Genomic DNA, 13008 nt, shown 5'->3' on the forward strand with positions numbered 1-13008 from the left:
TCTCCCCGGACTCTTTGCAAACTCCTCTTTGCGCAGAGCGTCGTAAACGTTTACGAGACTATGACGATGATGTTAGATATGTCAAGACCGTTAAGGGGCGCGTTGATGGCGCGCCGGGCTTTGGAGGGGAGTGCATGAAAGGAATTCGCCAGCTTGCCGATTATCTGGAGATATCGATAGGCACCGTTTCCCGTGCCCTGAACGGCAAGCCCGACGTGAACGACGAAACGCGCCGCCGTGTTCTGGAAGCGGCGGAAAAGCTTGGTTATGTCGCCAATCAGTCGGGCCGCAGCCTGCGGCAGGGCACCACCAATGTCATCGGCCTGATGACCGGCAGCGATGCGCAGACGGTGGAGAATTCCGACAACTTCTTCATGGGCGTGACGGATGGCCTGCAAAGCGTGTTTTCCGGCCACAATCTCGACCTCATCGTTCTTCCCTGTCCGGGGGAGGAGGATCCGGACGAATATCTGAAGCGCATGGTGGCGCGCCGCATGGTCGATGCGATGATCATTTCCTCGACCCGACGGATCGACCGGCGTTTCGATTTCCTGAAACAGACACGTCTGCCCTTTGTGGCGCTCGGCCGCACCTCGTCCAGCACGGACCATGCCTGGATCGATCTCGATTTCGAGGGCGTGGCGAAAAGCGCCGTCGACCGGCTGGTGGCCGCGGGCCATCGTTCCATTGCGGTGGCCGCGCCCGATAACGACATCAATCTCGGTTACGTCTTTCTGGATGCCTATAAGCGTGCCCTTGAGGAAAACGGCATCGCTTACGATCCTTCTCTGGTCATCCGGGCAAAATCGAGCGAGCAGGGCGGATATCATGCCGCCAGCGAATGGCTGCAGATGCGGCCCCGGCCAACGGCCATCGTGCTGATCTATGAGCTGATGGCGGTCGGTCTTTACCGCCGGCTTGCGGAAGTGGGCCTCAAGCCGGGGCGGGATCTCGCCGTCATCGGTTTCCGTGATGGTCCGCGCGGCCAGTTTCTGGAACCGCGCCTGACCAGTTTCCGCATGTCGCTGCACGATCTCGGCGTAACGGTCGCCCAGACATTGTTGTCGACCATGCCGGCCTATGCGCCCTTTTATCCCGACCAGGCCCGCCACTGCATCTGGCCGATGCTGCTCGTACCGGGGGAGAGCGACCTGGCGCCCGCCGAATGATCGCTACGGCTGCGGCAGGAGCACGCCGACGGCAAATTCCTCGTCCGTCGCCACGTGGCCGATCTGCGTCTTGCGGTATTCGCTGGGGCTGAAACCGCGCTCGGCCCGCAAGCTGCGCGAAAGATGCGGGGCATCGCAAAACCCGGTGGCAAGCGCGATCTGGGTGATCGTGTCTTCCGTTTTGCGTAACAGGGAAAGCGCGCGGTCCAGCCGCAGTTCGAGATAGACTTTCGACGGCGTCGCCTTCAGGTCGCCCAGGAAACGCCGCTCGAGGCTGCGGCGGCCAAGGCCGAGGTCGCGGGCAAGGTCCAGCACGCTTCTCGGCACCTCGATATTCTGCTGCATGCGCAGCAGCGCCTTCTTGACCACCGGGTCGCTGGCTCTGCGTGCGCTTTGCTGGCCGGGTTGGGGCTTTTCGCCGCTCAGGGCGCTGTCGATCATCATGATGTTGAGGCTCTTGATGGCGGCGGACTGGCCGACATGGCGCTCCACCAGGAAGGCCGCCAGATGCGCGGAGCCGTGGCCGCCCGAACAGGTCAGCCGGTCGCGATCGATCACGAAAATCTGGTCGGAGATCATCTGCACCGTGTCGAAACGGTCGAGAAAATCCTGATGGTGGAACCAGCTCACGCAGCAGCGATAACCATCGAGCAGGCCCGCTTCGTGCAGGATGAAAACGCCGGTGCAGAGCCCGATAATGGGGGTGCCGGCCGCGGCGCGCTGTTTGAGGAACCGCAACGCGTCCGGCGGCAGGGCGCTGTGATCGCTGATCAACCCGCCGGCAACGACGATATAGTCGTAATGCCCGGCGTCGATCAGCCGCGTATCGGGCTGCACCTTCACACCGCAGCTCGATTGTACGCTGCCCATGGTCGCCGACAGCACCGACCATTCGCAGAGAATTGGCCGCGAACGGTCGGCCTCGTCGGCGGCAAGGCGCAGCACATCGACGAAATTGGCGAAGGCCGACAATGTGAAACGGTCGGCGAGCAGGAAAGCGACGCTGAGGCGTTTCTTGGCGCGGGGAGAGCTCATGGCGCAAATATTCATGCAAAGAGACGCGATTGTCCAGCCGTCGCAACGCAAATCTTCATAGCCTTTGCGACACGAGATTGTCCAACCATCGGGTCCGCTCATGACGCGTTTTAATGCCTTCAACCTTTTGCGGAACGCCCTGACCGGCCACAAGAACTGGGATGAGCAATGGCCCGACAGCCAGCCTAAGGCCGAATATGACGTGGTTATCGTCGGGGCCGGCGGCCATGGCCTGGGTGCGGCCTATTATCTGGCCAGCCAGCACGGCATCACCAATGTCGCCGTCATCGACAAGGGCTGGCTCGGCGGCGGCAATACCGGCCGCAACACCACCATCATCCGCTCCAACTATCTCTATAACGAAAGCGCCCGTCTTTACGATCACGCCGTGGATCTGTGGGAAAACTTGAGCCAGGAGCTGAACTACAACGTCATGTATTCAAGGCGCGGCGTGCTGATGCTGGCCCACAACGTGCATGACGTGCAGAGCTTCAAGCGCCACATCCATTCCAACCGCCTGAACGGGGTCGACAATCGCTGGCTGACGCCCGAGGAATGCAAGGACTATTGTCCGCCGCTCAGCATTTCCGCCAATGCCCGCTATCCGGTCATGGGCGGCGCATTGCAGGAGCGGGCCGGCACGGCCCGCCACGATGCGGTCGCCTGGGGTTATGCGCGCGGCGCGGCCGCCCGCGGCGTTGATATCATCCAGAACTGCCCCGTTACCGCCATTCGCCGCAATGCCGACGGTTCCGTTGCCGGCGTCGAAACCGCGCGCGGCTTCATCAAGGCGAAGAAGGTGGCCGTTTCCGCCGCCGGCCACACATCTGTCGTGATGGACACGGCCGGTGTCCGCCTGCCGCTCGAAAGTTATCCGTTGCAGGCGCTGGTATCGGAACCGGTCAAGCCGATCTTCCCCTGTGTGGTCATGTCCAACGCCGTCCACGCCTATATCAGCCAGTCCGACAAGGGCGAACTGGTGATCGGCTCGGGCACCGACCAATATACCTCCTATTCGCAGCGCGGCGGCCTGCCGCTGATCGAACATACGATCGCGGCCATTGTCGAAATCTTCCCGATCTTCAACCGCATGCGCATGCTGCGCAAATGGGGCGGCATCGTCGATGTCACGCCGGATCGTTCGGCCATTCTGGGTAAAACGCCCGTTTCCGGTCTTTACGTCAATTGCGGCTGGGGCACGGGTGGTTTCAAGGCGACGCCGGGCGCGGCCCATACCTTCGCCTGGACCATCGCCAAAAACGAACCGCATCCGATCAACGCGCCGTTCACGCTGGACCGCTTCCGCTCCGGCCGCCTGATCGACGAGGCCGCCGCCGCTGCCGTGGCGCATTAATTCACGCATTGCCCGGACGAAAAACCGCTTCGCACTTTTACTGGAAATGCTCCGAGGAGCCGACCCCATGCTTTTGATCCGCTGCCCCTATTGCAACGAAACGCTGCCCGAAGCCGAATTCACCTATGCCGGACAGGCCCATATTGTCCGCGCCGCCGACCCGTCGTCGCAGACGGATGAGCAATGGGAAGAGTTCCTGTTCATCCGCGAAAACGTGAAGGGTCCGCATTTCGAGCGCTGGCGGCACCTGCATGGCTGCGGCCGCTTCTTCAACGCCGTGCGTGACACGGTGAGCGACCGGTTCCTCACGACCTATCGTGCGGGCGAGCCGCGTCCCGACCTGTCTTCGCTGACCCGTGCACCAGTAAGCTCAAAGGTGTCGAAATGAATTCCTATCGCGTTTCCGGCCGTGGCCGCGTGGATGCCGCAAAACCGGTGAGCTTCACTTTCGACGGCAAGACCTATCGCGGCGTGAAAGGCGATACGGTCGCCTCGGCACTTCTTGCCAATGGCGTACATCTCATGGGCCGCTCGTTCAAATACCACCGCCCGCGCGGCCCGGTGGCGGCGGGTTCCGAGGAGCCGAATGCGCTGATCGGCACCCGCCGCGGCGGCGGTCAGTTCGAGCCGAACACCCGCGCCACGGTGCAGGAGATCTGGAACGGGCTGCAAACCACCTCGCAGAACAGATATCCGAGCCTGAAATTCGATATCGGCGCGGTCAACGACGTGGCCTATATGCTGTTTTCGGCCGGCTTTTATTACAAGACCTTCATGTGGCCGAAGAGCTTCTGGAACAAGGTCTATGAGCCCTTCATCCGCGCGGCGGCTGGTCTCGGTGTTTCGCCGACGGAGGAAGATCCCGACATCTACGCCTCGCGCAACCTGCATTGCGATGTGCTGATTGTCGGCGCGGGTCCTGCCGGCCTCGCAGCCGCGCGGGCGGCGGCGGTCGATGGTCTGAAGGTCGTGCTGGTCGATGAGAATGCCGAAGCCGGCGGCACGCTGCTGTCCGAGCCGCAGGCGAAAATCGACGGCAAACCCGCATGGGATTGGCTAGCGGATGAATTGAAGGCGTTGAAGCAGCGTGGCGTCAGAATCATGACCCGCACGACGGCGATAGCCTATTACCACCAGAACATGATCGGCCTTTGCGAAAAGCTGACAGACCATCTCGAAACCGTACCGAAGGACACGCCGCGCGAACGGCTTTGGCGGGTCAGGGCGCGTCAGGTGGTGCTGGCGCAGGGCGCGCTGGAAAAGCCGCTGGTGTTTCACGGCAACGACCGGCCGGGCGTGATGCTGGCGGGTGCGGCCCAGACCTATCTCAACCGCTATGGTGTCAGGGTCGGCGACAACCCGGTGGTGGTGACGAGCCATGACAGCGCCTGGTATGCGGCCTTCGATCTTCACGGCGCGGGCGCTCGTGTTCAGGCCATTGTCGATACGCGCGCGACGGTGCGGGAAGAGCTGGTGAATGAGGCGCGTGCGCTCGGCATTCCCGTCAAGCTGTCGCATACGGTGACGGCGACCTCCGGGCGGCTGCGGGTCAAGTCCGCCCGTGTCAACCCGGTGAATAGTTCGACAGTCGCTGCGGGACAGGAGATCGCCTGTGACGCGGTGCTGATGTCCGGTGGCTGGACGCCGTCGCTGCATCTCTTCTCCCATACGCAGGGCAAGCTTGCCTGGGACGATGAGCGCACCACCTTTCTGCCCGCCCTCACCAATGAGGATTGTGTGATTGCCGGTGCCGGACGCGGGCTGTGGGGCATCGAGGCCGCGTTGAAGGATGGCGCGGAGCGCGGTCGCGAAGTCGCCGCGGCACTCGGCAAGGCTGCCAGTGCCTCCAGCCATGCGGTGGAGCATGACCGCACCGGCAGCGGCGTCTCGCATACGGAGCTGCCGAGCGACCGCGAGGCCGGCAAGGCCAAGGCCTTTGTCGACTACCAGAACGATGTGACGGCCAAGGATCTGCGGCTTGCCGTGCGCGAGGGCATGCGCTCCATCGAGCACGTCAAGCGTTATACGACCAACGGCATGGCCACCGATCAGGGCAAGATGTCCAACATCAACGGGCTGAACATCGCGGCGGAGGCGCTTGGCAAGCCCCAGCCGCAGGTGGGGCTGACCACCTTCCGGCCGCCCTATACGCCAACGACCTTTGGAGCCTTTGCCGGCTATCATCGCGGCGCGCATTTCGAAGTGACGCGCAAGACGCAGATCGACGGCTGGGCCGAAGCCCATGGCGCGGTCTATGAGCCGGTCGGCCAATGGCGCCGTGCCTGGTATTTCCCCAAACCGGGCGAAGACATGGATACGGCCGTCGGGCGTGAATGCCGTGCGGTGCGCCAGAGTGTGGGCATTTTCGATGCCTCGACGCTCGGCAAGATCGAAGTGGTCGGGCCGGATGCGGTCGAGTTCATGAACCGCATGTATACCAATCCCTGGACGAAGCTCGCCCCCGGCCGCTGCCGTTACGGCCTGCTGCTCGGCGATGACGGCTTCATCCGCGACGACGGTGTCATCGGCCGCATGACGGAGGACCGTTTCCACGTTACTACTACCACCGGCGGCGCCGCCCGGGTGCTGAACATGATGGAGGACTACCTCCAGACGGAATGGCCGGACCTCAAAGTCTGGCTGACCTCGATCACCGAACAATGGTCCACCATTGCGCTGAACGGGCCGAATGCGGCGAAGTTGCTCACACCGCTTGTCGAAGGCATAGAACTGACGGAAGAGGCCTTCCCGCATATGTCCTGCGTGGAATGCAGGGTCGCAGGCATGCCGGCGCGCCTGTTCCGCGTCAGTTTCACCGGCGAGATCGGCTTCGAGGTCAATGTGCCGGCCCCGCTCGGTCGCAAGCTGTGGGAAATCCTGTGGGAGGCGGGCCAGCTATACGGCATCACGCCTTATGGCACGGAAACCATGCATGTGCTGCGCGCCGAAAAGGGTTACATCATCGTCGGCCAGGATACTGACGGCACGGTGACGCCCTATGATGCCGCGATGGGCTGGGCCGTCGGCAAGGCGAAGCCAGATTTCGTCGGCAAGCGCGGCCTTGCGCGCCCCGATCTTGTCGCCAGCGGCCGCCGCCAGCTCGTTGGCCTCCTCACCGAAGACCGTTCGAAGCTGGAAGAGGGCGCGCAGATTGTCTTCGACCCGAAACAGCCGATCCCGATGACGATGGTGGGGCATGTGACCTCCTCCTATCATTCGGATGCGGTCGGCCAGCCGATTGCGCTGGCGCTGGTCGAGGGCGGACATGAGCGGATGGGCGAGACCGTCTATATTCCGATGCCGGACCGCACCATTGCCGCGAAAATCACCGGGATGGTGTTTGTCGATCCCGAAAACACCCGCCTGAAAATCTGATCCGGAGATGACAATGAACATGCGTGTTTCTTCCCCCATGTCCGGCACCCTGGCCGAAAGCAAGGCGGCGCGGGTCAGCATCCTGCCGGAGCAGGCGCGCCTGTCGCTGCGCGCGCGTGGTGATGTAACGCCACTCAGCGCGGCACTCGGCCTCACCCTGCCGGAGCGGATCGGCGCCCGCGTCACCGCCGGCCAAAGGCAGGCCGTGCGCCTTGGTCCCGATGAATGGACGATCCTTGCCCCTGCGGGCGACGTCGGCGAACTGACCGCGGCCTGCGCCGGCATTTATGCCGGCCATCCGCACAGCCTCGTCGATATTTCCGGCCGGGAGGTGACGCTGCTGATCGAGGGGCCGCGAGCCGGCGAACTTCTGACGCTCGGCTGCGCCCGCGATATCGACACGATTGCGGTGGGCGAGGCACGCCGGACGATCTTTGACGGCGCGACCGTGGTGCTGTGGCGCGATGCGGAGGACCGTTTCCGCATGGATGTCTGGAACAGTTTCGCATCGCATCTCGGCCATTTGCTTGAAACCGGCTGCAGGGAACTTGCCGCCGAAATCGCCTGAACTCGCCACGGTTTCAAAACTGTCCGAGTGCCGATCCATCAAGGGGGAGCAGGATTTTGACCATCTATGTCATGACAGTCTCGTGCCCGGCGCGGAGCGGCATCGTTGCCGCCGTCTCCGGATATCTCGCGCGGTCCGGCTGCAACATCAACGACAGTTCGCAGTTCACCGACCAGGAGACCGGCCGTTTTTTCATGCGGCTGAGCTTCGTTTCGGAACAGGGGCTGGAGCGGGATGCTCTTTTCGACGGCTTCGCTGCGATCGCGGCCGATTTCGACATGGATTACGATTTCCATGATCTCTCCCGCAAAACCAGGGTGGTGATCATGGTCTCCCGCTTCGGCCATTGCCTCAACGATCTGCTGTATCGCTCCCGCATCGGTGCCCTGCCGGTGAAGATCGTGGCGGTGATCTCCAATCATCTCGACTACCAGAAGCAGGTTGTGAACGACGACATTCCCTTCCACCATATCCGCGTCACCGCCGAAACCAAGCCGGAGGCCGAGGCGGAGATCCTGCAGGTGGTGCAGGATACCGGTGCGGAACTCGTGGTTCTGGCGCGCTACATGCAGGTTCTGTCGGACCGGCTCTGCCAGGAGATGTCGGGCCGCATCATCAACATCCATCATTCCTTCCTGCCGTCCTTCAAGGGCGCCAACCCCTACAAGCAGGCCTATGAGCGCGGTGTGCGGCTGATCGGTGCGACGGCGCATTACGTCACCGCCGATCTCGATGAGGGGCCGATCATCGAGCAGGATACGATACGGGTGACCCATGCCCAGAGCGGTCTCGATTATGTCTCGCTTGGCCGCGATGTCGAAAGCCAGGTGCTGGCCCGCGCCATCCACGCCCATATTCACCATCGGGTTTTCCTCAACGGCAACAAAACCGTTGTTTTTCCGGCATCGCCGGGGGAGCACGTGTCCGAACGCATGGGGTAAGCGCAGCGGAGCGGGAAGGCCGAACTCCTACTCTTCGGGCGGCGGTCCCGTCTCGCCGTCTTTTTCATGTTCCGGCGGCCGCGGGGATCGTGCGGATGCGGGATAGGCGCCGGCCATGCTGGCGAACTGGATGTCGTTTTGCGCAAAGGCGTCCTTCAGCATCGAATAGGCCTTGCGCCGTACCATCGAGGATTGTCCGCCGGCGCGCAGCATCATGCCGAAGCCGAGCGTCATGCCATATTCGCCAAATTGCTCGACGCCCTTCAGCTTGACCGTTTCGATCAGGAACGGCCCGAATTCCGGATCCTCCTTCAGCGCCTTGCCGATCTCCTTGGTGATGGCCTTGACCTTGGCGATATCCGTATCGAAGGCGACGGTGACCGTGAACTTGTCGATCGACCAGTCGCGGCTCATGTTTTCGACGGCGCCGAGCGAACCGAACGGCACGGTGAAGATCGGCCCGCGATGGTGACGCAGCTTGACCGAGCGGATGCTGAAGGATTCCACCGTGCCGCGATAGGAGCCGCTCTGAATATATTCGCCGACACGGAAGGCGTCGTCGATCATGTAAAACACGCCGCTGATGATATCTTTCACCAGCGTCTGCGAGCCGAAACCGATGGCGATGCCGAAAATGCCGGCGCTTGCCAGCAGCGGCCCGATATTGACGCCGAGTTCCGAAAGCGCCGTCATGACGGCGACGGCGGCGATGATGATGCCGAGCATGTTGCGCAGGATCGGCAGGATGGTCAAAAGCCGGTCGTCCTGTGGCTGGCCGCCGGCGTGACCCATGATCGGGTCGCTCGCAGGGGCGCTCAGTTCCAGCCGCCGGGCGATCATCGACTTGATGGCGATCCATATGAGATCGGCAAGCAGCAGGATGAGCGCACCGTGCAGGATGCCGACGACAACGGAGGTGAGCAGGGCGCCGTCGGGCAGGGAATCCGGATGGGCGCGGACGAGGAAGATCAGCCACACGATGGCGGTCCCGACGATGGCGAGCCGCACCCCGCGCTCGGCGAGAACCGGGCGAAGGTCGCTTTCGCCATACCCGCCCATTTCGGTTGCGAGCTTTCGCGCGGCGATGCCGAGGGTCGAGGCAAGGCCGGGCAGGACAAGTGCATAAAGCCCGATCCAGAACAGCACGCCGGCGCCCGCGAGCCGCAGCCCGAAGAGGATGATGAGGCAGAAGATCAGCGCGACATCGATCGCCCGCGTCCGTTCGGAACCCGGATCGCCGCCGGGCCGCTGCCATATCCAGAGGCCGGCGAGCAGAAACAGGAGGCCGACCATGCCGGTGGAGAGCAGCCCGAGCGTATCGCGCGGGACGCCGAGATTTTCGAATGTCCGAAGCAAGGCCCAGAAAATGCCGGCAAGCGTGCCGAACCACGTCCAGCGGACGATCCAGAAATCGCGCCGTGCGCTGGCTTCCCGGCCGACGACCTGCCGCAACAGGCCGCAAACGGCAAAAAGCACCGGCAGGAGAATGCTCATAACAAGCCAGGGCAGCAGAACGGCGCTCAGGAGGGGCGGCCACTGGATGCTGAGGAACATGGCGGTTGCGACAAGGCCGTATCCGAAAAGGGGCAGGAGCCGCCGTGAGACGACCGCCGAGGCATATTTGCCGATATCGCCGCCGTTCCTGCGGGATGCGTGCATGACGATGATGCGGTTGGTGATGATGCCGCCGGCAAGGCCAGCGCCGAACAGGACGAGCACATGCAGCAGGAAAAGAGCGGGGCCATAGGCGCGGACGGCATCGCAGAGCCTTGCCGATGCGGCGGCAATCTGCGCGGACATGGTCGGCAGGTCGGCCATGATGCGGGCAAGATGCTCGCGCCGCTTGCTTGCCCATTGGTCGAGATCGCCCAGCTGACTTTGCGGGGTCAGCTGCGGCGCCGGCTGCGCGCCGGTTGTCGCAAGTTTCTGTGCCAGCAGGGCGCGAACGTCGTCCTGCCCGAGAAGTTGCAGCAACTGGTCGACCTTTTCTTCCGTCGTCTGCCCGGGGGAGGCTGCCTTCGCCGGCGGTAGCTCCTGTGCGGAAAGGCCTGCCGCCCCGAGTGCGACAAGCGCGATGGCGACGGCTGAAATCCTTCTGAAAAGGCGTTGAAGGCTGGTCATACGGCTCTCCCGCACCAGCCGGGAAGATGCCGCGCTTCATGCGAGCGCGCCAGTTCCACGGCTTTTTCTATCGTCTCGTCAAAGGAATGGCGCAGGTCCTTGCCGCTCACCCGGCGGCGGAAAAAATCCGCCCAGAGAAATTCGGTGAAAGGCGCGTCGATCTTGGCGAAGCCGCCGGCATCGCGAACCGCGCCGGCCAGCGAGCGGAAGGGATCGTCCTCGAGATCGACGATCCGCTTTGGCAGCGCATCGATCGGACAACGTTTGCCGTCCGCATTGAAAGGATAGACGAGACTGCGGTGATCCATCACCGACCAGAATTCCTGCCGGCCAAGATGGGAGAGATCGGCAACGATGCTGGTCAGGACGTGTTTCACGCCCTCGTCATGCAAAGCCAGTGCAAGATGGTGATGGTCGACCAGATAGAGGCGCTGCTTGTAGCCGATGACGACGGGCACCATGTGGTGGCCGAGAAAATCCGGGCCTTTTTCATCGCGGATGGCGGCCCATTGTTTGCGCTTGTTTTCCACCTCGCGCAGGCCGACCGTCATCTGGGTCGGTCTGAGCGCGGTGATCGCAATCGGGCTGAGGTGCGGTTCAAGAGACTGTGGCATGGCTGTTCTCCCGGCCCATGGCCGTGGTTACGGCATCATCGACGCTGAAACTGCTGCGCGCCACCAGATTGTCTCCGCCGCCGGCGAGCAGCAGGTCCCGGACATGGTCGTGCATGCGGGCATAATAGACCGTGGTGCCGCCGCGCCGCATGGCCGCGTCGAATTCCAGCAGCGCATCGAGCGCCGTCGAATCCAGTTCGAAGCTTTCCTCAAGGCTGATGATCGCGACATGCAGTTCCGGCCTTGCGGCGATGCGTTTGCTGACGGCGGCAAGGATCGGTTCGGCATTGCCGAAAAACAGCGGCTGCGCCGGGCGCAGAATGATCATGCCCGATACGTCCTTCGCATCCGGGTGGCGCTCCATGTCGACGAAATCGTGGCTGTCGCCCAGCCGGCCGAGATGCATCACATGCGGCAAGGAGAGCCGGCGGACAAAGACGGCAAAGGAGAGCGCCACGGCAACGAGCATGCCGTTCAGCACGCCGAATGCCAGCACGCTTGCGGCGGCGGCAAGTGCCAGCCAGGCGTCGTTGCCAAGCCGCCACAGGCGGATGATCGGTGTCGGATCGAGCGCGTGCAGCAGCGCCACGGCGATGACGGCCGCCAGCACCGCCTGCGGAATGAAGGCGAACCAGCCGGAGGCAAGCAGGCTGAAGACCGCAAGGCCGATGGCGGCGATTGCCGAGGCGAACCGGCTCTGCGGCCCGACCGCCTCGCTTGCCGCGCCGGCGGAAAACCCGGCGCCGACAGGCATGCCCTGCACCGCGGCGCTGGCGATATTGGCAAGCCCGAATGCCCGCAATTCGCGATTGGAATCGACGTTTTCGCCATGGCGCAGCGAAAAGCTGCGGATCGTGCCCCAGGATTCCGCAAAGAGAATGAGAACCAGCGGCGGCGCGAAGCGGGCGACATGGGCGACGTCGTCGAGCGATAGCGAAAACGGCCCGGCCCATATTCCGGCAAGGTCGATCGGGCCGACAATGGCGACGCCGCGACTTTGAAGGTCGAGCAGTATAGAGGCGCAAATACCCGCCAGGATGACGACAAGGCTGCCGGGAATGGCCGGGCGTCTGCGCAGGACGAGGAGGACGGCAAGCGCCGTGAGGCCGACGGCGATGCTTGCAAGGCTCCAGTCCCGTGGATGGGACAGGACCTGCAAGAGGATCGCCAGGGGTTCTCCGCTCGCTTCCCTTACTCCAAAAAGGCTCGGCAATTGCTTGATCGTGATCAGGATGGCGAGGCCGAACGCAAAACCCCGCAATACCGGTCGTGAAATGACGCTCGACAGCGCCCCGAGCCGCATGGCGGCCGCCAGGACAAACAGCAGGCCCACCAGCGCGACCGAAATGGCGACGAGCAGAATCTTCTGCGCCGGTGTGACGGAAAGCGTGGCGAGCATGGCCGCCAAGATTGCGGCCGAGGACGATGTGGGTGACACCACCGCAAACCGGCTCTGGCCGAAAACGGCGTAAACGATGCAGCCCATCACGGCCGCGAGAATGGCGTGCTGGGCCGGAACGCCGGCAATGCCGGAATAGGCTATGGCTTCCGGCAGCATCAGGCCGGCGATCGACAATCCCGCAATCACGTCACGCCGGTTCAATGTCACTGACATGCGGTTTCGGCCGCATTGGCGCCACTGGAGGCGATAGAAATTTCACCCGGCAAGATCACGATTCTCCACCCTGTTACCGCGATGATATCAAGGTTTCACCCATTGCGGATACAAGTCAAAGTTTAAATGACGCGGCTGAAATATTTCCGCCTGTCCGCCTCCGGCCATCGGGGGAATACCGGCTTCCCGGCGGGCAGAAAGGCGAGCGGAAGGGCG

The 13008-nt window shown here is 63.1% G+C and carries 10 protein-coding genes; 6 read left to right on the forward strand and 4 right to left on the reverse strand.

Annotated features, from left to right (window positions below; translation table 11 throughout):
- Positions 1-134 precede the first annotated feature (134 nt).
- Positions 135-1169: a LacI family DNA-binding transcriptional regulator gene (locus ACI2KA_RS15790; protein WP_404503417.1), complete on the forward strand. Its 1035-nt coding sequence runs from the start codon at positions 135-137 to the stop codon at positions 1167-1169.
- 3 nt (positions 1170-1172) lie between these two features.
- Here ACI2KA_RS15790 and ACI2KA_RS15795 read toward each other — a convergent pair whose 3' ends face one another.
- Positions 1173-2219, reverse strand: coding sequence for a GlxA family transcriptional regulator (locus ACI2KA_RS15795; protein WP_404503418.1), 1047 nt, complete (start codon positions 2217-2219; stop codon positions 1173-1175).
- 85 nt (positions 2220-2304) lie between these two features.
- Here ACI2KA_RS15795 and ACI2KA_RS15800 point away from each other — a divergent pair, with 85 nt between their 5' ends.
- The 5 genes from ACI2KA_RS15800 to purU all read left to right on the forward strand — a co-directional run bounded on the left by ACI2KA_RS15800 (position 2305) and on the right by purU (position 8442).
- A complete protein-coding gene (locus ACI2KA_RS15800; protein WP_404503419.1) occupies positions 2305-3558 on the forward strand; it encodes a sarcosine oxidase subunit beta family protein in 1254 nt (417 codons plus the stop codon).
- A 67-nt stretch (positions 3559-3625) separates the two neighbouring features.
- Positions 3626-3946, forward strand: coding sequence for a sarcosine oxidase subunit delta (locus ACI2KA_RS15805; protein ID WP_404503420.1), 321 nt, complete (start codon positions 3626-3628; stop codon positions 3944-3946).
- On the forward strand, positions 3943-6933 hold the full coding sequence (locus ACI2KA_RS15810; protein ID WP_404503421.1) for a sarcosine oxidase subunit alpha: 2991 nt from the start codon (positions 3943-3945) through the stop codon (positions 6931-6933). The genes ACI2KA_RS15805 and ACI2KA_RS15810 overlap by 4 nt, the downstream gene beginning before the upstream one ends.
- Before the next feature lie 13 nt (positions 6934-6946).
- Positions 6947-7501, forward strand: a complete 555-nt coding sequence (gene soxG / locus ACI2KA_RS15815; RefSeq protein WP_404503422.1) for a sarcosine oxidase subunit gamma family protein — start codon at positions 6947-6949, stop codon at positions 7499-7501.
- 56 nt (positions 7502-7557) lie between these two features.
- A complete protein-coding gene (gene purU / locus ACI2KA_RS15820) occupies positions 7558-8442 on the forward strand; it encodes a formyltetrahydrofolate deformylase (protein ID WP_404503423.1) in 885 nt (294 codons plus the stop codon).
- Positions 8443-8469: 27 nt separating this feature from the next.
- Here the strand turns inward: purU and ACI2KA_RS15825 are convergent, their stop codons facing one another.
- From ACI2KA_RS15825 to ACI2KA_RS15835, 3 genes are read right to left on the reverse strand one after another with little or no spacing between them, the layout of a single operon-like run.
- Entirely contained in the window at positions 8470-10563 is a 2094-nt protein-coding gene (locus tag ACI2KA_RS15825) for a mechanosensitive ion channel family protein (RefSeq protein ID WP_404503424.1), read from the reverse strand.
- The gene (locus ACI2KA_RS15830; RefSeq protein WP_404503425.1) at positions 10560-11177 is read right to left on the reverse strand and encodes a ParB-like protein; all 618 of its coding nucleotides are present in this window, start codon (positions 11175-11177) and stop codon (positions 10560-10562) included. Before ACI2KA_RS15830 ends, ACI2KA_RS15825 begins: the two co-directional genes overlap by 4 nt.
- Complete coding sequence (locus ACI2KA_RS15835) at positions 11161-12792, reverse strand: SulP family inorganic anion transporter (protein WP_404503426.1); 1632 nt, start codon at positions 12790-12792, stop codon at positions 11161-11163. Before ACI2KA_RS15835 ends, ACI2KA_RS15830 begins: the two co-directional genes overlap by 17 nt.
- Positions 12793-13008 lie beyond the last annotated feature (216 nt).

This window comes from Agrobacterium sp. NPDC089420 (assembly GCF_044900305.1).
GTDB lineage: Bacteria > Pseudomonadota > Alphaproteobacteria > Rhizobiales > Rhizobiaceae > Agrobacterium.